At 29.8% G+C, this 19,019-nt stretch carries 24 protein-coding genes and 2 pseudogenes; 3 read left to right on the top strand and 23 right to left on the bottom strand.

What is annotated here, in order from left to right:
• Positions 1–155 precede the first annotated feature (155 nt).
• Positions 156–1,142 carry a PTS sugar transporter subunit IIC gene (locus ML436_01355; GenBank protein UMT79463.1) on the bottom strand — a complete coding sequence of 329 codons (987 nt, stop codon included), beginning with the start codon at positions 1,140–1,142 and terminating at the stop codon, positions 156–158.
• Here ML436_01355 and ML436_01350 point away from each other — a divergent pair.
• Positions 1,096–1,250, top strand: a pseudogene (locus ML436_01350) (hypothetical protein). The gene ML436_01355 and the pseudogene ML436_01350 sit on opposite strands and share 47 nt — an antisense overlap.
• Before the next feature lie 143 nt (positions 1,251–1,393).
• Here the strand turns inward: ML436_01350 and ML436_01345 are convergent.
• The 3 genes from ML436_01345 to ML436_01335 form a co-directional block, all read right to left on the bottom strand.
• Positions 1,394–2,071 carry an ABC transporter ATP-binding protein gene (locus ML436_01345; GenBank protein ID UMT78432.1) on the bottom strand — a complete coding sequence of 226 codons (678 nt, stop codon included), beginning with the start codon at positions 2,069–2,071 and terminating at the stop codon, positions 1,394–1,396.
• 12 nt (positions 2,072–2,083) lie between these two features.
• The gene (locus ML436_01340) at positions 2,084–3,133 is read right to left on the bottom strand and encodes an FtsX-like permease family protein (protein UMT78431.1); all 1,050 of its coding nucleotides are present in this window, start codon (positions 3,131–3,133) and stop codon (positions 2,084–2,086) included.
• 248 nt (positions 3,134–3,381) lie between these two features.
• Positions 3,382–4,272, bottom strand: a complete 891-nt coding sequence (locus tag ML436_01335; GenBank protein ID UMT78430.1) for a 5'-nucleotidase, lipoprotein e(P4) family — start codon at positions 4,270–4,272, stop codon at positions 3,382–3,384.
• 594 nt (positions 4,273–4,866) lie between these two features.
• Between ML436_01335 and brnQ the strand changes: the two genes are divergently transcribed.
• Together brnQ and ML436_01325 are read left to right on the top strand one after the other, a co-directional pair.
• Positions 4,867–6,174 (top strand): branched-chain amino acid transport system II carrier protein, encoded by a 1,308-nt coding sequence (brnQ, locus tag ML436_01330; GenBank protein ID UMT78429.1) that lies wholly within the window; start codon positions 4,867–4,869, stop codon positions 6,172–6,174.
• 235 nt (positions 6,175–6,409) lie between these two features.
• The gene (locus ML436_01325; protein ID UMT78428.1) at positions 6,410–7,234 is read left to right on the top strand and encodes a formate/nitrite transporter family protein; all 825 of its coding nucleotides are present in this window, start codon (positions 6,410–6,412) and stop codon (positions 7,232–7,234) included.
• A 249-nt stretch (positions 7,235–7,483) separates the two neighbouring features.
• Here ML436_01325 and ML436_01320 read toward each other — a convergent pair whose 3' ends face one another.
• The 19 genes and pseudogenes from ML436_01320 to ML436_01230 all read right to left on the bottom strand — a co-directional run bounded on the left by ML436_01320 (position 7,484) and on the right by ML436_01230 (position 18,940).
• Entirely contained in the window at positions 7,484–7,885 is a 402-nt protein-coding gene (locus ML436_01320) for a DUF4064 domain-containing protein (GenBank protein ID UMT78427.1), read from the bottom strand.
• A gap of 149 nt (positions 7,886–8,034) precedes the next feature.
• Complete coding sequence (locus ML436_01315) at positions 8,035–8,409, bottom strand: DUF4467 domain-containing protein (protein ID UMT78426.1); 375 nt, start codon at positions 8,407–8,409, stop codon at positions 8,035–8,037.
• Between the two features lie 622 nt (positions 8,410–9,031).
• Complete coding sequence (locus tag ML436_01310; protein ID UMT78425.1) at positions 9,032–9,520, bottom strand: antitoxin YezG family protein; 489 nt, start codon at positions 9,518–9,520, stop codon at positions 9,032–9,034.
• 10 nt (positions 9,521–9,530) lie between these two features.
• Positions 9,531–10,031: a TIGR01741 family protein gene (locus ML436_01305; GenBank protein ID UMT78424.1), complete on the bottom strand. Its 501-nt coding sequence runs from the start codon at positions 10,029–10,031 to the stop codon at positions 9,531–9,533.
• A 10-nt stretch (positions 10,032–10,041) separates the two neighbouring features.
• On the bottom strand, positions 10,042–10,542 hold the full coding sequence (locus ML436_01300; GenBank protein UMT78423.1) for a TIGR01741 family protein: 501 nt from the start codon (positions 10,540–10,542) through the stop codon (positions 10,042–10,044).
• A gap of 503 nt (positions 10,543–11,045) precedes the next feature.
• Positions 11,046–11,438: a DUF5084 family protein gene (locus tag ML436_01295; GenBank protein UMT78422.1), complete on the bottom strand. Its 393-nt coding sequence runs from the start codon at positions 11,436–11,438 to the stop codon at positions 11,046–11,048.
• Position 11,439: 1 nt separating this feature from the next.
• Positions 11,440–11,829 (bottom strand): DUF4064 domain-containing protein, encoded by a 390-nt coding sequence (locus tag ML436_01290; GenBank protein UMT78421.1) that lies wholly within the window; start codon positions 11,827–11,829, stop codon positions 11,440–11,442.
• A 17-nt stretch (positions 11,830–11,846) separates the two neighbouring features.
• Entirely contained in the window at positions 11,847–12,221 is a 375-nt protein-coding gene (locus ML436_01285) for a DUF4467 domain-containing protein (GenBank protein ID UMT78420.1), read from the bottom strand.
• Between the two features lie 14 nt (positions 12,222–12,235).
• Complete coding sequence (locus ML436_01280; protein UMT78419.1) at positions 12,236–12,709, bottom strand: DUF5083 family protein; 474 nt, start codon at positions 12,707–12,709, stop codon at positions 12,236–12,238.
• 36 nt (positions 12,710–12,745) lie between these two features.
• Positions 12,746–13,237 (bottom strand): antitoxin YezG family protein, encoded by a 492-nt coding sequence (locus ML436_01275; protein UMT78418.1) that lies wholly within the window; start codon positions 13,235–13,237, stop codon positions 12,746–12,748.
• 10 nt (positions 13,238–13,247) lie between these two features.
• On the bottom strand, positions 13,248–13,748 hold the full coding sequence (locus tag ML436_01270; protein UMT78417.1) for a TIGR01741 family protein: 501 nt from the start codon (positions 13,746–13,748) through the stop codon (positions 13,248–13,250).
• Positions 13,749–13,758: 10 nt separating this feature from the next.
• Positions 13,759–14,259 (bottom strand): TIGR01741 family protein, encoded by a 501-nt coding sequence (locus tag ML436_01265; GenBank protein UMT78416.1) that lies wholly within the window; start codon positions 14,257–14,259, stop codon positions 13,759–13,761.
• A gap of 10 nt (positions 14,260–14,269) precedes the next feature.
• The gene (locus ML436_01260; protein UMT78415.1) at positions 14,270–14,770 is read right to left on the bottom strand and encodes a TIGR01741 family protein; all 501 of its coding nucleotides are present in this window, start codon (positions 14,768–14,770) and stop codon (positions 14,270–14,272) included.
• A gap of 358 nt (positions 14,771–15,128) precedes the next feature.
• Positions 15,129–15,242, bottom strand: a pseudogene (locus ML436_01255) (DUF5080 family protein).
• A gap of 104 nt (positions 15,243–15,346) precedes the next feature.
• On the bottom strand, positions 15,347–16,030 hold the full coding sequence (locus ML436_01250) for a DUF5079 family protein (protein ID UMT78414.1): 684 nt from the start codon (positions 16,028–16,030) through the stop codon (positions 15,347–15,349).
• 210 nt (positions 16,031–16,240) lie between these two features.
• Positions 16,241–16,735, bottom strand: coding sequence for a TIGR01741 family protein (locus ML436_01245; protein ID UMT78413.1), 495 nt, complete (start codon positions 16,733–16,735; stop codon positions 16,241–16,243).
• A 10-nt stretch (positions 16,736–16,745) separates the two neighbouring features.
• Positions 16,746–17,246 (bottom strand): TIGR01741 family protein, encoded by a 501-nt coding sequence (locus tag ML436_01240; protein UMT78412.1) that lies wholly within the window; start codon positions 17,244–17,246, stop codon positions 16,746–16,748.
• Positions 17,247–17,500: 254 nt separating this feature from the next.
• On the bottom strand, positions 17,501–18,112 hold the full coding sequence (locus tag ML436_01235) for a DUF5080 family protein (GenBank protein UMT78411.1): 612 nt from the start codon (positions 18,110–18,112) through the stop codon (positions 17,501–17,503).
• A gap of 144 nt (positions 18,113–18,256) precedes the next feature.
• Complete coding sequence (locus tag ML436_01230; protein ID UMT78410.1) at positions 18,257–18,940, bottom strand: DUF5079 family protein; 684 nt, start codon at positions 18,938–18,940, stop codon at positions 18,257–18,259.
• Positions 18,941–19,019: the final 79 nt, after the last annotated feature.

Raw genomic sequence — 19,019 nt, 5'->3', positions numbered from 1 at the left:
ATAAATGTTTATGCGGCGTGATAATTGTCGACTTTAAATTATGACATTTTTATGTCTTATATTTTTCTATAAAAAAACGTGACTCAGTTCCGACTGTTATGTCATCTGAATCACGTTTCTATAGTTAATATTTAATTTGTCTTTAATGTTCGATACTATGCATCTACTGCGCCTCTATTAATCATATCTTGCTTAGTAACAATCGGATATTTTTTAAATACAATAGAACCAAGATAACCTGCAAGCGCACCTACAATCGCCATTACTACACCATAAATTACAATAGTCATTGGATGATTAAATCCAAACATTACTAAAAATCCTGCAATCGGTGTTGCTGTACCTGTTGCATCATTAACTAAACCAGAAATAGCGATGATTAGACCGGCAACGGCACCGCCAAAGAAGTTTGTAATATATATTGGAATTGGATTCGCTGATACAATATCTGCTTGTGATAAAGGCTCAATACTAACTGCTATCGTTGACTTACGATCGCCTAATTTTAAACGATGGAATAATGTTCCGTTCATAAACGCAGAACTAAATGCTGCCATCGCACCTATAGCCATAGGGACACCTGTTAAACCTAACAATGCGGTTAAGGCCATTGAACTTAAAGGTGCTGTTCCAACAACCGTAATAATACCACCTAAAATGATACCCATGATAATTGGATTAGTATTCGTACCGCTTTGAATAATATCACCAATTCGAATCAATGTACTATTCACTACTGGCGTTAATAACACAGCAATGAGACGAGCTAGTGGTGCTAAAATAACGATAGATCCAATCAAGTCGACACCATCTGGTACATATTTTTCTGTATATTTCATTACATAACCAATAATATATCCAGCAAAGAAGCCAGGTAATAAATCCATACCACCACAAGCTGCTGCAATTACTAAAGCATAAACTGGTGATACACCGATAGCTAATGCTGTTAATCCAGCGGCAGCGACACCACCTAGACTTCCTGCAGCATCCCCTAGCTCTCCTAAAAATTTAATACCAAATACTTCTCCACCAACATATTTATTAAATGCTTCCACTAAAAATGTTGCAATCGCTGCATTTGCCAATGCGCCCATAGCACGCATACCATTAGGCGCTTTATATGTAAATAATGTAAAAATGACTAAGACTAAAAATAAAAATAAAGTACCTATTAATAAATCCATTAAGCATGACCCCCATTATGATTATTTATATTCAATCCCCATAGTCAAATATTGAATACTTAGAGGCCATTTTACTACAAAAAATATTATATTTCACGGAATATTTCTAATTTTCGATAATAATTATTATTAATTGAATGTGAAAGTTTATTCAAATAATACATGGATATAAAAATACCGACACACAATGTGCCGGCTTGATAAAATTATTCTACTGTTTCATTTTCAAGATTAAGGACGCCATCTTTCATATGATACGAACGGTCACAATATGCCTTAAGCCTTTCATCATGTGTAACGATAATACACGCTTTTTCTCTTTGTTTGGCTTGATCACGCAGAATTTTAATAACCTCAATTGCATTTTCAGTATCTAACGATGCAGTGGGTTCATCCGCAAGTATAATAGAAGGATTTGTATACAATGCTTTCGCAATTGCAACACGCTGTTTCTGACCACCTGAAATTTCTGACGGTAATTTATTGAGTAAAGAATTTAAGCCTAATTGCTTCATAAGTTGCTCATAGTCCTCGTTCGACATGACATTCTTATTTTTCTTTTTCAGTAAGGTAAATTGCTGCTTTACTGTTAAAAATGGCACAAGATTGGTCGCCTGTAATATAAACCCTATCTCAGACATCCTTACCTTTGCTAATGCTTTTTGCTTCATTTCCGTAATATCTTGATTATTAATTAAAATATTACCAGATGTCGGCGTTTGTAAGGCACCTGCCATAGTTAAAAATGTACTTTTACCAGACCCAGAAGGTCCAACTAATGCTATAATATCACCTTTATTTATTTCAAAATTTGTATTTTTAACCGCTTCAATTGTACGATTACCATCTTTAAATGACTTCATTACATTTTCAAATTTCAACATTCGCTACACCTCCTATCCAATCGCCTTTAACGGATCTATTTTTCTAATCGTTAAAATGGAGAATAAACTTCCTAATACAGAGACAATCATTAACACAACTGCAAATACGAGTAATGTTAGTACATCAAATTTGACCGGTACTGCATCAGGTAAAAATGCACCTGTAATGCCTGTGAATAGTAGTCCCAATGCCGTACCGAATAGCGCTAATATGACCGTCTGAGAAATTACCACATTCGCCAAATAGCCATTCGTAAATCCTTGAGCTTTTAATATGCCAAATAAACTCGTCTTTTGTAATGTCATTACATATAGGAAAATACCAATCACTGTTGCTGAAATGACAAATAAGAACGAAATCATAAAGTTTAATGTTAAATTTTGCGGTTTGTAACCTGGTAAATTTTCAATAAAGTCATTAATACTTACTGCTTCAAGTTTTTGATTTAATTTTTTGTCTTTCCAGTTTGCATCACGTACAACAACTGCATTGATTTTATCGCCACTTAATCGAGGATTAATTTTAGCTATGGTAGCATCATTCGTAAAAATGACTGGTGATGCATTATACTTTGCACTTTCTGTAAAACCTACAATATGCAATTTTTCATCAGATTGAGATAGTGTTAATGTGTCACCAATCTTAAACCCTTTATTTTTAAGTGTTTCATCTGCTAACACTTCATTATCTTTAGTTGCTTTATGCCCATCGATTAGACTCGGAACTATAAACGACGACTTTTCAACGCCGAACACTAAGACATTGTCTTTTTGATGACCATTAGAAACTATTTCCCCTGTTTGCTTCAATGTAGCTTGTTTCTTGTATTTATTTTCAATATCTTTCTTATTAAAAATAGATTGTTGCACAGTTTGATTAGCATCCTTATTTAACACAATCGCATTCGCATGCCACTTATCAATACCTTCTTTATTCATATTAATTAAACCATTAGCCAATCCCGACAATAGAAAAAGTAAGTAACTTATCATTGCCAACACACCAATAATCAGTCCAAACTTCAATTTGTTGCGCCGTATTTCATTCCAAGCTAAAAACATGGATTCCTCTCCCTACTACTATGATTTAAACATTTTTTATATTCTTAGATGCACGTACGTCATGTTGCGCTATGTAATGTTATACATACACTTATTGTTCATTATACCCGAACTTTTTATATTAAAAGCAAATTTATGGAAAATGCAATTAGTTGCCTATTGCTTTTGTACTGTAAATTTAAAATTAAGGAACAATTTAAAAACGCCTACATATACCTATAAGTACATGTAGACGTCCAATTCATATGTTAATTAACTTCGCCTGTTTTAGGATCGAATTGTTTAATAGAATTTTTACGTAATTTATCTTTTGCTTTATCACTAGCTTTATAGTTATTGTTGTAAATTGTAGCTTCCCAACTACCATACATTGGGTTAGGGAAAATGATATATTTCTTACCAAAATCATCTTTATGTTTTTCGATTAAAGCTTCACGAGATTCAGCTGTTGCTTCTTTTGGATCTGTAAAGTCTAATAAATTATCTCCAAATAGCATGACAAGTTTATGATCTTTTTGAACCTTTTGTCTGCGTGATTCTTTACTCTTATCATCTTTACCTTTTAGTAAAATATGACTCTTCTTAGCTTGAGGGATACCTTGTTGTTTTAAGTTCTTTTGTGTTGCCTTTAAATCTTTCTCTTTATCTCTATCAGAAATATAGTAAATATCGACACCTTTTTCATCAGCATACTTCAAGAATTCTTTTGCGCCATAAACTGGCTTAGCTTTAGCAGCTTGTACCCATTCATGCCAACCTTCTGGGAAAGGTTTATTATGTATTGATGCATAGCCTTGATACGGAGAATTATCTAAAACTGTTTCATCTAAATCTAATGCAATTGCTAATTTATGCTTACCTTTATTCTTTTTAATTTCTTTATCTAGTTGAACTTTCGCACTGTTATAACCTTGCAAATATAAAGCTTTTGCTTCAGCTGAATTTTGGTACCAGGAAACTGCCATAATATTCTGATTTCCAAGATTCACTTTTTGTGAAGCCGGCATTGAAGCTTGTTGCGTTTGTTGAACTTCAGCAGAACTTTTGGCAATCGCTGTAGAATTTGTCGTTTGTGGTGCTGAAACTGTAACCGCTACCGATAATGATGCTATTGCAATATACTTTGAAATTTTATTCATCCTATCACCTCATGATTAATATTTAAAATACAGTTAAAATTATAAATGTATTTATTTAACTTTGCTATACTATGCAAAGATATTTAATATAATTTCTTGAAAAGCTAACAAATATGTGAACATTTCATGCAGATACAATTAAATGGATGAACAACTATAGATTTCTACGCTAATTTTCATCATGAAATAAACTTGAATAAATTTGTGCCCTTTCTATCCAAGTCACTCGTCTATATTTTTTAGATGCTTATGCAAGAATCATTATGTGTACAGTGTTCAATTTCCAGTTAGCCTATCGGAACAACTATAAACACATTTTATGAATAAATAACATCACTCATCTAACACTACGGATACAAATATTCATTTAAATTATGCCTTTCCAATGTATTTCTACTATACTCTTAACTATTTTAATTCATAAAAACGACACTTTAATTGTCATTATCCAATAACGCCAAGTTGTTATTATTGCAATCTTTTTTATAAAATAATAGAATCATAGTATTGTGATTTAAAGATAAAGTAAGAACGTTTTTATTTTTCAGATTTTTTAAATTATTATGAATATCTAGTTTTAGGAAGGAAATTACATTGAAAAAACAAGTTATTATTTCGGGCCTCATGTTATTTTCACTATTTTTTGGAGCCGGAAATTTAATATTCCCGCCCATGCTTGGCCATACAGCGGGTCAAAATATGTGGATTGGTATGCTAGGCTTTGCCCTTACAGGCATATTACTCCCCTTTATTACTGTTATTGTTGTTGCATTTTATGATGAAGGTGTTGAAAGTGTAGGCAATCGTATACACCCATGGTTCGGATTTATTTTTGCTGTCGTGATTTACATGTCTATCGGAGCATTTTACGGTATTCCACGTGCTGCAAATGTCGCGTACGAAATTGGTACAAGACACATTTTACCTGTGCATAACCAATGGACTTTAATTATATTCGCAGCAATCTTTTTCGCCATCGTTTACTGGATTAGTTTAAATCCATCGAAAATCGTTGATAATTTAGGTAAATTATTAACACCGTTATTACTATTAATGGTCGCTCTATTAAGTATTGCTGTCATTTTCAACCCTGAATCTGCACTAAGTGCACCTAAGGATAAATATATAACACATCCTTTCATTTCAGGAAGTTTGGAAGGCTATTTTACAATGGATCTTGTTGCTGCGTTAGCTTTTTCCGTAGTCATTGTCAATGGCTATAAGTTTAAAGGGCTCACAGATCGCATGAAAATTTTAAAATATGTCTGCTTTTCAGGTCTTATTGCAGCCATATTACTTGGAATGATTTACTTTGCACTTGCATACGTTGGGGCATCAACGGCTCCAGGAAACTTTAAAGATGGTACAGATATATTGACGTACAACTCATTACGAGTATTTGGTTCATTTGGCAACATAGTATTTGGTATGACAGTGATACTTGCATGTTTAACAACATGTATAGGACTCGTCAATGCTTGCGCCACATTTACTAAGAAACATGTGCCTAAGTTTTCTTATAAAATATTTGCACTTATTTTCTCTATCATAGGGTTCTTATTTACAACACTTGGTTTAGAAATGATTTTAAAAATTGCTGTACCATTGCTGACATTAATATATCCTGTATCAATTGCACTTGTGCTCATATCATTTGCTAATATGTTTAGCACATTCAGATTCAGTTGGGCCTATCGACTCGCAACTGTTATTACATTGATTATTTCAATTTTACAAATACTAAATAGTTTCAACTTATTACACGGTGTTATTTTGAAATGGTTTATGATGTTACCTTTAGCAGATATCGATTTAGCTTGGCTTGTACCATTCATGCTCTTTGCTATTATCGGTTTCATAATCGATGTATTGATACGCCGCCCGAAACAAGCGACAACTTAATAAATGCTCACTGCCTAGTAATGATTGCCCCCTCGTTACTAGGCTTTTCATATGAAATTCATGACTTTTCAGCGATACTGTCTGTCTATTGATTATTTTAAAATAATTGATTTGCCAAAAAATCCTATCAGTTATTCAAAAATATTAGTTTTTAAAATTAATTTTGTGAAATTATTCACAAATAAGGCGATTCATAGTATACTCTGATTAACAAATGAAAAGTGAGGATGTCATTGTGAAGGAGAAACATATTAAATGGGATAAGATTTTTTATGGGGATGACTGGGTAAATAACGTAGTCGAAACAATAAGAACAAAAGATATATTACAAAGCGTTTATTTAAAACGTTATTTATTACGCGCGATGATGGCAGGATTTATTATCGGGATTATTACGGTCTTCGTATTATCAGTTAAAGCAACACACGAACCAGATTTACCGCCAGGCATTGTGAATATGGCCAGTGCCATTACATTCAGCTTTGCGTTAGTACTCATTTTATTTACAAACTCCGAACTACTAACCAGTAACTTCATGTACTTTACTGTAGGCCTGTATTATAAAGTAATTAAACCGACTAGAGTATTGAAAATATTTTTATTGTGCTTTGCAGGAAATATTTTAGGTGCTGCTATTTTATTTAGTTTCATGCGTTTTTCAAATGTAATGACGCCAGATATGTTAAATCAGTTATCAGCAGTTATAGAGCATAAAACGTTGTCTACTGGTTTTGTAAGTATATTAATGAAAGCGATATTTGCTAATTTCTTTATCAATATTTCATTAGTTATTGCCATGCAAATTGACGATGTACTCGCAAAAATGTTTGTCATGATGTTCGGTGTTACCATATTCGCCTTTATGGGTTATGAACACGTAGTTTACAACAGTTGCTTATTTATGGGTGGTTTAATTTATCAAGTTGATACATTGCACTTCATTCCAGCTATTTCGAATATCGCTGCGGCTTTTATCGGTAACTATATTGGAGGCGGACTCATTATAGGTTTATTCTATGCTTACTTGAATGATCATCATCAATTTTATAAAAATAATTAACTATATTTGAACAATGCGTTAGTCGATGCCTTTAATATTTAGAAGTGCATTGTCTAACGTATTTTTTTAAAGTTCGTCAATGGTTTTTGTCCGATGCTATGAGCATTATCAAATATAAAATGCTCTCTTAAAAGCAGTTATTGACTGAAAATCTACTTCTAAGAGAGCAATTTATTTAATTGGTTAATTTATTAAAAACTAACAGAAATATAATTACTTAAGAAATCTTGAAATTTCAATATACGATGTTTATGATAAGTCGCTTATTTCATCTTTAGGCTTGTTATTAGTAAGGAGTTTAATACCACTGACTAACCATAAAGCAAATGTAATTATGTTACCACTTATTACAGCTCCAATAATCAACAATATACCACTCATTTTTTTGTTTTTAGATGCTTTAAACATACCGATTGCACCTAAAATAATTGAAATGATTCCAAATATGAATAGGAATAAGAATAATACAGTGAAAATTGCTGCTGCTGTTTCTGCATCAACTGGGTCAACCTCACCATTAACTGTTGTTGTTGACACATCTGTAGTCATTACACCTGATGCTGCTAAAACCATCAATAGTAAACTAAATACCGTTGCTAAACCTTGAACAACAATTCCTATTATTGTCATTATTTTGATCGATTTTTCCATTGCCTTACTCCTTTATTATTATTTACAAACTTACGTTTGTGTTCTTATATATAAATATTTAAATTTATATCGTGTTTATTGTAAAAATTATTGTCGCTAAAGCTCATTTATTTTTTGAAACTGGTTAAAAGTTTCAAAGAAAGCATACGTTATTTTTTTTCCACTTCTACATTTTCATCTTCATAATCTGCTTTATGGTCTTTCATATACTTAATTGGGTCTATTTCTCTATTAATCTCTGCCTTACCATCTTTTATTTCATATGCGAAATAATACATTTTTTCACGATCTTTATACAATTGAATACCAATAACAATGACTTTACCATTTTTATAGACATGTGTATTACTGTCTTCTTGTTTAATGTCTGTTTTAATAGTGTTTTGTACTTTCGAGGCAATTTTATTCATTTGATTCTGTTCTTTGTACACTTTATCAATATCTTTTTGATATTTTTCACCTTTATTAGAACAACCTGCTAATACAATTGCTAACATTAAAAATACTACCAATATTCTTTTCATCATTTTTCTCCTTAGATGGCTGTCATTTTCCACACACTACAAAGCTGATAATATTCTTTATCATTGTGATGTTTGAATAATGTTTAACCAATTGTTATAAACTTAAAATTCGTTTAAATGTTTGACGCAAGATTTTGATTAATTATGATATTAAAGTCTTCTTAATATAAACATCTATTTCAGTGTTAATTTACAACTATCTACTGAAAATTATGTCATCATAATAAATTATGCAATAACTATTTGATACCTTTACATTGCTATGTATCTCTAAAAATTGCCTCCCACACATTTATTTCATAACCACATATTTAACTATTTATAATTATAGTAAAAAACATTTTATTAGTATATACTTTTCTCATATTTTTTTGATATAAGTTTTAAAAAATAAGTCGATGTGCATCAACTTTATAAAATATACTACAATAACCTTTTCAATTAATGACAATTTTAAATTTATATCGTGATTTGTTAATTAGTTGAACTCATTTATCCATGATGTATGGATACCGATAAGCTAATTGACTTTTTAAGTTGCAAATAATCTTATCTTTTACCTTCTTCTTTGAGTCAAATGTAAAACGAGGGTGATTTTGCACAGCCTTTTATAACATGTCTGCTACTCTTGTTCTTTAACATACTTCTCTACTGCTCTAATTTCTTCCATTTCGTATTCCATTTCTGGTAAAACACCAAACTTTTTGTACATATAATAGTTTTCCTTTCCTGATGGGCCAAAACCTAATTTAATCCAATCTATATAATCAAAAGATACGTTTAATTTACCTTCGCTTGTAAAGTCAAATTCACATGATGTCCATGGGTCAAGACCTTCTTCTTTAAATGCATTTCTTAACTCATCAAACATTCGATAAACTTTAAACCATGAATTCTTAAAAATATCTTTTGAGACATTGCAATCTTTAGGAATATCTGAATAATAATTCAAATCTTCACTTCCAGGTTTAGTATAATTAAAAACGACCTCTCCACCTTCATCATCTACATAGGCAATTGTATATACCTTTTCCCACTCTACAGGTATCATCCCACTGATCTCATTCGCAATCTCGTTGTACATTTGACTTAATTTATCTTCGAAAGTCATATTATCTCCCCTATAGTTCAGCTTCATCTTGCTCTTTAACATATTGCTCGATTTCTTTAATTTCTTCCATTTCGTATTCCATTTCTGGTATAACCCCAAATTTTTTATACATATAATAATTTTCACGGCCTAATTGATCAAACTCTGTATTTATCCAATCAATATAATCAAATGAAACTTTTAATTTACCTTCGCTTGTAAAGTCAAATTCACATGATGTCCATGGTTCATGTCCTTCTTCTTTAAATAAATTCCTTAAATTCTTAAACAAATCATATAAATCCATCCATAAATCATCAAATACTTGCACAGAAATATTATACTCCTTAGGTATATCGGTGTAATAATTCAAATCTTCACTTCCTGGTTTAGTATAATTAAAGAATACTTCACCTCCTCCATCATCTATATAAGCCATTGTATATACTTTTTCCCATTCTACCGGTATCATGCTGCTAATCTTATTCGCAATTTCATTGTACATTTGACTTAGTTTTTCTTCGAAAGTCATATTATCGCCCCTAAAGGTTAGTTTTTTCTTGCTCTTTAACATAATCTTTTATTTTTTCAACCCAATTTATGGCATATTCTTTTTCAGGCCAAATTCCAAATTTTTTATACATGTAATAATGTTCTCTTCCCATTTGTCCAAACTCTGAATTCGCCCAATCAATATAATCAAATGAAACATTCAATTTGCCGTCTCTTGTAAAGTCAAATTCACATGATGTCCATGGTTCGAGTCCTTCTTCTTTAAATGCATTTCTTAACTTCTTAAACAATCTATATAAATCCGTCCACAAATCATAAAATACTTTTTCAGAGACATTATACTCTCTAGGGATATATGTGTAATAATTCAATTCATCACTACCTGGTTTAGTATAATTAAAAATGACTTCTCCAGCTTGATCAGTTACATAAGCTATTGTAAATACTTGCTCCCATTCTACTGGTATCATACTGCTAATCTCATTTGCAATCTCGTTGTACATTTGACTTAATTTTTCTTCAAAATTCATGTTATCTCCCCTAATCTCTACTTTAATAATAACGATATATTTATAAATACATTCAAATAACTTATTATTCTATTTTTACAATTCAGTAAAATCTAAATATATCCATCCATTTAAATTTTCATCCTAAATTGGTTCATTATCTTTAAACTATATAATCGCCTTGTATCCATGAAAGTTTTTACTTACAATACTCGTTTCCATTTTTAGGAAATGGAAACAGACTCGTGATTTTCAACGCAAATAAATGAAAGGGCAAATTTAATAAACTCGTTTGAGTTACTCCTGTTCATCTACCTTTCATTAATCATTATTAAAATTTAGATTCGCTTTCTAAACCATTACATTTTTATATTTTAATATTGAAAAAATCACATTTTACATTCATTGTCATTATCTTTTTATCTTCAAAGTAATTGAAGTCATTTATATTCAACTACATCTATTATGTATAAATCATTAGGACGGATTTCTTTTAAACCCGTCCCATTTTAAATTAATATATTCTATTGCTTTAATCTTGATTGCTGTATTTTATAAACGAATACTGTACCGATTGTAAATAAAATGATAGCAATAATGAATAATGGTATTCCAAACATATTAAAAAGTTCACCGTAAAGTTTTATTCCAATTTCCATAAACCTAGCTTTCATTACGAAGTAAAATAAGATAGACATAAATATAAATACTGCATATGTCCCAATGATTGATAAAATTATCGTTGGTTTTGATATAGATTCAAGTGCTTTAGAATTTTTATGCGGTGTATAAACAAATAGCCACATGACATTCAGTGCCAACATTCCAAAGCTACCTAAACATAAAATAAATCCATAAACACTTGTTAAACTTAAAATCCCTGCAATTGTTAAAAGTATCCACCAAGTATATTTCATGCTATGACACTTCTTTTCCTATTTTGTTATATCTTAAAACAAAAATCCCACTTATTAACCAAGCAATAAATGTTAATAAATTGGCACTGATCACTGCACCAATAATATACAAAATGCCACTCGCTCTATTATTCACAAACAACTTTTTCATAGCTATAATGCCTAATAAATCTGAAGCTAAAGAAACAACAAATAATATTGCAAATATTGTCACGAATGTTGCTTGAGCAGTTTCTGGACTTTGTATAGTTTGTTCACCATTAACAGTTGTGGTCAATTCTGGCTGTATAATTCCTGTTGCTGATAAAATTAAAAATATTAAAAATAACAATGTTAAAAAACTTTGAATAATAATTCCAATTAAAGACATCACTTTGATTAATTTTTCCATTTTCCTACTCCTTTAAATTATTTTACTTTAATATCTTTATAGTCTGGTTTGTGTTCTTTCACGTATGTTTTAGGATTAATATCTCTCTTATAATAAATTTTGTCGTTTTTAAACTCGTAAGTCGCGTAAAACATTTGATCTTTATCTTTAAATAACTTATAGCTGATGATAATTAATTTGCCATCATTAAATACATAAGTATTTACTTTATCCTTATTAAATTCAGGATTAACTTCATTACTCTTTTTAACCATCTCTTTATGAGTTTCTTGTTGAATTTTCATTACTTTATTAATTTGACTTTGATATTTATTTTCATTTTGCTCATTACCACAACCATAATTTATTATACTCATCATTATAATTAACAATCCTATGCATAATCTTTTCATTGGTTACTCCTTAATTATCTATTTTTAATAAAAAAGTCTTTCAACTCTATCGGTTTGCGATTAGGTTTTATAAAAAATTCCCAAAAGTGATAGGCCGGCTGTCCGGATTTTTTATTTTCTCTAAATGAGCGAATATGTAAAAATCTAAAATAGAATGGAATCGCATATAATCCTGGAATGATATACAGAATCGACAGTACTTTTGTAACTTTCACCCTATTAGCTAATTCAATATTACTTTGATCATATTGATAGTTTTTCAATAAAATAAAGTAAAAAATAATTTCTAACAAAATGGTAATTGCATATGCAACCATAATTGAAATATAGCAGTAAAAGCTTACTCTATCGTAGAGATCTCTACCATACTGCAAACGATTATTAATTAGACTTGCAATAATTGGTGGAAATGCTAGCAAAATCATCATTGCAAATGGAATAACTTCAAATGATAAAAATCTTTTGTTTATTTTCTTTATTTTTTCCATTACTGCTCCTTTAATTAGTTAACCTCTTTCCTATAATTAACTTTCTTGGCTTTTAATATATTGCTCGATTTCTTTAATTTCTTCCATTTCATATTCCATTTCTGGTAAAACACCAAACTTTTTGTACATATAATAATTTTCACGGCCCAATTGATCAAACTCTGTATTTATCCAATCTATATAATCAAATGATACATTCAATTTGCCATCTCTTGTAAAGTCAAATTCGCATGATGTCCATGGTTCAAGCCCTTCTTTTTTAAAAGTTTCTCTTAACTCATCAAACATTCGATAAACTTTAAACCATGAATTCTTAAAAATATCTTTTGATACATTGCAATCTTTAGGTATGTCTGAATAATAATTTAATTCATTACTTCCTGGCTTAGTATAATTAAAAATGACTTCTCCAGCTTGGTCAGTTACATAGGCTATTGTAAATACTTGCTCCCATTCTACTGGTATCATCCCACTAATCTCATTCGCAATCTCGTTATACATTTGACTTAGTTTTTCTTCGAAAGTCATATTATCTCCCCTATAGTTCAGTTTCTTCTTGTTCTTTAATATATTGCTCGATTTCTTTAACTTTATTAATTTCATATTCCGTTTCTGGTAAAACACCAAACTTTTTATACATATAGTAGTTTTCCTTTCCTGATGGACCAAAACCTAATTTAATCCAATCTATATAATCAAACGATACTTTCAAATTACCCTCTCTTGTAAAGTCAAATTCGCATGATGTCCATGGTTCTAAATCTTCTTCTTTAAATGCGTTTCTTAACTTCTTAAACAATCTATATAAATCCGTCCACAAATCATAAAATACTTTTTCAGAGACATTATACTCTCTAGGGATATATGTGTAATAATTCAAGTCATCGCTGTTTGGTTTAGTATAATTAAAAACGACCTCTCCACCTTCATCATCTACATAAGCAATTGTATATACCTTTTCCCACTCTACTGGTATCATCCCACTAATCTCATTCGCAATCTCGTTGTACATTTGACTTAGTTTTCCTTCGAAAGTCATATTATCTCCCCTATAGTTCAGCTTCATCTTGCTCTTTAACATAATCTTTTATTTTTTTAACCCAATTTATGGCATATTCTTTTTCAGGCCAAATTCCAAATTTTTTATACATATAATAATGTTCTCTTCCCATTGGACCAAATTCTGAATTCACCCAATCAATATAATCAAAAGATACATTCAATTTGCCATCTCTTGTAAAGTCAAATTCGCATGAAGTCCATGGTTCAAGCCCTTCTTCTTTAAAAGTTTCTCTTAACTCATCAAACATTCGATAAACTTTAAACCATGAATTCTTAAAAATATCTTTTGAGACATTGCAATCTTTAGGTATGTCTGAATAATAATTTAATTCATCACTACCTGGTTTAGTATAATTAAAAATAACTTCTCCAGCTTGATCAGTTACATAAGCTATTGTAAATACTTGCTCCCATTCTACTGGTATCATCCCACTAATCTCATTCGCAATCTCGTTATACATTTGACTTAGTTTTTCTTCGAAAGTCATATTATCTCCCCTATAGTTCAGTTTCTTCTTGTTCTTTAATATAATCTTCTATTTTTTTAACCCTATTTATTGCATATTCTTTTTCAGGCCAAATTCCAAACTTTTTATACATGTAATAATCTTCTCTTCCCATTGGTCCAAACTCTGAATTCGCCCAATCAATATAATCAAATGAAACATTCAATTTGCCGTCTCTTGTAAAGTCAAATTCACATGATGTCCATGGTTCAAGTCCTTCTTCTTTAAATGAATTTCTTAACTTCTTAAACAATCTATATAAATCCGTCCACAAATCATAAAATACTTTTTCAGAGACATTATACTCTCTAGGGATATATGTGTAATAATTCAATTCATCACTACCTGGTTTAGTATAATTAAAAACGACTTCTCCACCTTCATCATCTACATAAGCAATTGTATATACCTTTTCCCATTCTACCGGTATCATGCTGCTAATCTTATTCGCAATCTCATTGTACATTTGACTTAGTTTTTCTTCGAAAGTCATGTTATCTCCCCTATATTTTCAAAATAGATATTGGTTGCATTTCCGTTAAATAAAAAGCACTAAACAACACCTCTACGTCGCTTAATGCTTCTTCAAATTAATATTACTCATTTCATACCTAAATTCACTAATGGAACTAAAATAACTGCAACTATTGTTACGATAACTGGAATTCCAAATAATTTCGAGTCTTTTTTAGTATTATATTATTTGTAAATAATAACCCTAAAACTCCTACTCATTATTTTGTCTTTCAATTTATTTAACTATTTATAATTATAGTAAAAAATATATTAATAGTATATACTTTTTTACCATTTCGTAAATAAAGATTTACCAACACCTATATGTAATACAATTATAATAATCTTGATAAAATCATATTCAGAATAAATAACCAACAACTGAAAAATATTAGATTTATTACAACAAAAGCAAACGTTCCTTTTCTAATTCTAATAATCAAATCCCATTAATATCAATCCACTCAAATTCTTTCACATCATTGAGTAAAAAATAATGTGTTGAAGTTGATTTTTTATATACGTATACTCCAACAGTAATTTATAAAATTATTTAGTCATCATCTTCTTTGTTTAATTCAAAAATATAGAATCTACTGTATTGCATAATAAATTGAAAAGCTACAAATTGTGTACAAGCAATAATAATGATACTTACCATTATGACAAACTTGGATTCTACGACATTAGGAACCAATATATATTCGATAATTCTTTCAATATATATAAATGCGCTCAAAGCGGTTAATAATAAACCAAAATGTGTTTTAGTTTTACCACCCCAACGTTTTGTTACTTTAGGTAATTTTAATAACGTGAACATTCCGCCAATTACTAATAACAAATAACTAATTATGATTGAAATCGTACCCATCAACCAATAATTGAATAGGTCATAATGATTTTGTACAGCAACAAAATAATAAAGGTTACATGTTGCAAATACTGCGGTGATAGTAGTTAGCACATTTATAATAACTAAAAATCGGGCATATATTTTCTTATATTTCTGTGCGCTTTCCTTTTCGAAATCTATAAATCTAATCCATTGAAGTAAACTAATTATGATAATTATTAATTCTATAATTGTCGTTATCTTTAAATAATTTGGAAACCTTTCATAATCTAAACCAAAAAAGAAAGTCAGACATGAAAAAAGTATCATAAATAATGATGCTAAACTTAAGGCTTGTGCACCTGGCTTTCGAAGAATGTCTATATTTTCCTTAGTAGTCATATTTACCTATCTCCTATACATTGATTTTGTAATAGCATATTATGTATTTAAAGTTATAAGTACTTAGATTCTTTTCAATCAAAAGTATGAAAACTTAAAATTATCTTTATATTATTTAATGAGTATCAACTTTACGGTCTATATTGTTTTTTACTTAACCGCCAAAAAGACTAAACAAAGCTTTATTGTTTAGTCTCACATTAAGATTGTCTATTCTTCTTCTTGCTCTTTAATATATTGCTCGATTTGTTTAACCTCCTCCATTTCATATTCCGTTTCTGGTAAAACACCAAATTTTTTGTACATATAATAATTTTCACGGCCTAATTGATCAAACTCTGTATTTATCCAATCAATATAATCAAATGAAACTTTTAATTTACCTTCGCTTGTAAAATCAAATTCACATGATGTCCATGGTTCAAGACCTTCTTCTATAAATACTTCTCTTAGTTCCTCAAATTGATCATGCAACTCATATACTGAATCCATAAAGCTTGATTTCAATAAATTATACTTCTTTATCACACTTGTATAGTAAAATAATTCATCACTTCTTGGTTCAGTATAATTGTAAAACACTTCTCCACATTCTTCATCGATATATGCCATTGCATATACTTTTTCCCACTCTACCGGTATCATGCTGCTAATTTTATTCGCAATCTCGTTGTACTTTTGACTTAGTTTTTCTTCGAAATTCATGTTATCTCCCCTATATTTCAGCTTCTTCTTGCTCTTTAATATATTGCTCGATTTCTTTAACTTTATTAATTTCATATTCCGTTTCTGGTAAAATTCCAAATTTTCTATACTTATAGTAATTTTGTCGACCTACTTGACCAAATTCTGAATTTATCCAATCTATATAATCAAATGAAACTTTTAATTTACCTTCTCTTGTAAAGTCAAATTCGCATGATGTCCATGGTTCTAGTCCTTCTTCTTTAAATAAATTTCTTAATTCCTCAAACAAATCATATAAATCCATCCATAAATCATCAAATACTTGCACAGAAATGTTATACTCCTTAGGTATATCGGTGTAATAATTCAATTCATCGCTGTTTGGTTTAGTATAATTAAAGAATACTTCTCCTCCTCCATCATCTATATATGCCATTGCATATACCTTTTCCCATTCTACTGGTATCATGCTGCTAATCTTATTCGCAATCTCGTTATACATTTCATTTAATTTTTCTTCGAAAGTCATGTTATCACCCCTATATTTTCATTACCGTTAAATAAAAAGCATTAAACAACACCTCTACGTCGCTTAATGCTTCTATAAATTAATATTACTTATTTTAAACCTAAATACACTAATGAAACTAAAATAACTGAAACTATTGTTACAATAATTGAAATTCATTTAACTATTTACAATTATAGTACGAAACATATTAATAGTATATATTTTTTAAAACTTTCGCAAATAAAATTCACGCATACCTATATGTAATATAATTATAATAATCTTGATAAAATCATATTCAAAATAAATAACCAACAACTGAATAATATTGGCCTTATTACAACAAAAGCAAACGCTCCTTTTCTAACTCTAATAATTAAATCCCAAACTGCAAATATAATAATGATAAATAAGCTGAGTATGAAAAATGAGATACTTAAATCACGTGTTTCCGCAGTAATTTGAGGTGTTGACTTTAATGTCATTAACACCGTTAGTACTATAGCTACTATCAAAGAAATAATCCCTTTATACTTAGCTATTTCAATGTTTATACGTAAGCTTTCAACTGAATTGTATTCAGATTTATTAACTATTCCACTTGAACTATCTGTAATATTCTTATATTTTAATAATAATGGTCTGTTCCAAAGATTTCTAAAAGCCATCCATGCATAAAACAAACTCCCCATATACAAAATCACATTGAAATTTGTTAACTGATCATAGCTGTCACCTATAAAAATATAAGTGATACCAATTACTACAAACACAATGGCATAGATGATTATAGGCAATACTACTATTTTTTCAGAATACATCACAGCAGTTAAATATATAATATAATACAGTCCGGCTACGACAATTAATAATAAGAACTCCATATTCGCACCTCAATATTCCATAACTTTTACTTTAATATCAATCCACTTAAATCCATTCACATCATTGAGTATAAAATAATATGGTGATATACGTTGAAGTTGATTTTCTTATATAAGTATACTTCACAATATTTACAAATTCATTTAGTCATCATCTTCAGTGTTTAATTCAAAAATATAGAATCTACTGTATTGCATAATAAATTGAAATGCCACAAACTGTGCTCCAGCGATAACCAACATGCTTACAATAATTATAAACTTGGATTCTACGACATTAGGAACCAATATATATTCGATAATTTTTTCAACATATATAAATGAGCTCAACGCAGTTAATAATAAACCAAAATGGGTTTTAGTTTTACCACCCCAGCGTTTTGTTACTTTAGGTAATTTTAACAACGTAAACATTCCGCCAATTACTAATAATAAATAGCTAATTATGATTGAAATCGTACCCATTAACCAATAATTGAATAAATCATAATGGTTTTGTACAGCTGCAAAATAATAAAGGTTACACAGTGCAAATACTACAGTGATAGTAGTTAACACATTTATAATAACTAAAAATCGAGCATATATTTTTTTAAATTTCCGTGCACTTTCTTTTTCGAAATCTATAAACCTAATCCATTGAAGTAAACTAATTACAATAATTATTAATTCTATAATTGTCGTTATCTTTAAATAGTTTGGAAACCTTTCATAATCTAAACCAAAAAAGAAAGTTAGACATGAAAAAAGTATCAAAAACAATGATATTAAACTTAAGGCTTGTGCACCTGGCTTTCGAAGAATATCTATATTTTCCTTAGTAGTCATATCTATCTCCTATACATTATTTTTTAAATAGCATATTACGTATTTAAAGCTATAAACTTAGATTCTTTTCGATTAAAAG

The sequence above is a fragment of the Staphylococcus roterodami genome (assembly GCA_022493055.1).
Lineage (GTDB): Bacteria > Bacillota > Bacilli > Staphylococcales > Staphylococcaceae > Staphylococcus > Staphylococcus singaporensis.
The sequence above is the reverse complement of the archived record's forward strand: the minus strand, read 5'-3'. Positions and strand labels throughout refer to the sequence as shown.

Bases quoted from the DNA above. Each gene is read 5' to 3' on its own strand.
- ML436_01345 (UMT78432.1), bottom strand. From the start codon at position 2,071: ATGTTGAAATTTGAAAATGTAATGAAGTCATTTAAAGATGGTAATCGT.
- ML436_01340 (UMT78431.1), bottom strand. From the start codon at position 3,133: ATGTTTTTAGCTTGGAATGAAATACGGCGCAACAAATTGAAGTTTGGA.
- ML436_01335 (UMT78430.1), bottom strand. From the start codon at position 4,272: ATGAATAAAATTTCAAAGTATATTGCAATAGCATCATTATCGGTAGCG.
- ML436_01320 (UMT78427.1), bottom strand. From the start codon at position 7,885: ATGGAAAAATCGATCAAAATAATGACAATAATAGGAATTGTTGTTCAA.
- ML436_01315 (UMT78426.1), bottom strand. From the start codon at position 8,409: ATGAAAAGAATATTGGTAGTATTTTTAATGTTAGCAATTGTATTAGCA.
- ML436_01310 (UMT78425.1), bottom strand. From the start codon at position 9,520: ATGACTTTCGAAGATAAATTAAGTCAAATGTACAACGAGATTGCGAAT.
- ML436_01305 (UMT78424.1), bottom strand. From the start codon at position 10,031: ATGACTTTCGAAGAAAAACTAAGTCAAATGTACAATGAAATTGCGAAT.
- ML436_01300 (UMT78423.1), bottom strand. From the start codon at position 10,542: ATGAATTTTGAAGAAAAATTAAGTCAAATGTACAACGAGATTGCAAAT.
- ML436_01295 (UMT78422.1), bottom strand. From the start codon at position 11,438: ATGAAATATACTTGGTGGATACTTTTAACAATTGCAGGGATTTTAAGT.
- ML436_01290 (UMT78421.1), bottom strand. From the start codon at position 11,829: ATGGAAAAATTAATCAAAGTGATGTCTTTAATTGGAATTATTATTCAA.
- ML436_01285 (UMT78420.1), bottom strand. From the start codon at position 12,221: ATGAAAAGATTATGCATAGGATTGTTAATTATAATGATGAGTATAATA.
- ML436_01280 (UMT78419.1), bottom strand. From the start codon at position 12,709: ATGGAAAAAATAAAGAAAATAAACAAAAGATTTTTATCATTTGAAGTT.
- ML436_01275 (UMT78418.1), bottom strand. From the start codon at position 13,237: ATGACTTTCGAAGAAAAACTAAGTCAAATGTATAACGAGATTGCGAAT.
- ML436_01270 (UMT78417.1), bottom strand. From the start codon at position 13,748: ATGACTTTCGAAGGAAAACTAAGTCAAATGTACAACGAGATTGCGAAT.
- ML436_01265 (UMT78416.1), bottom strand. From the start codon at position 14,259: ATGACTTTCGAAGAAAAACTAAGTCAAATGTATAACGAGATTGCGAAT.
- ML436_01260 (UMT78415.1), bottom strand. From the start codon at position 14,770: ATGACTTTCGAAGAAAAACTAAGTCAAATGTACAATGAGATTGCGAAT.
- ML436_01250 (UMT78414.1), bottom strand. From the start codon at position 16,030: ATGACTACTAAGGAAAATATAGACATTCTTCGAAAGCCAGGTGCACAA.
- ML436_01245 (UMT78413.1), bottom strand. From the start codon at position 16,735: ATGAATTTCGAAGAAAAACTAAGTCAAAAGTACAACGAGATTGCGAAT.
- ML436_01240 (UMT78412.1), bottom strand. From the start codon at position 17,246: ATGACTTTCGAAGAAAAATTAAATGAAATGTATAACGAGATTGCGAAT.
- ML436_01235 (UMT78411.1), bottom strand. From the start codon at position 18,112: ATGGAGTTCTTATTATTAATTGTCGTAGCCGGACTGTATTATATTATA.
- ML436_01230 (UMT78410.1), bottom strand. From the start codon at position 18,940: ATGACTACTAAGGAAAATATAGATATTCTTCGAAAGCCAGGTGCACAA.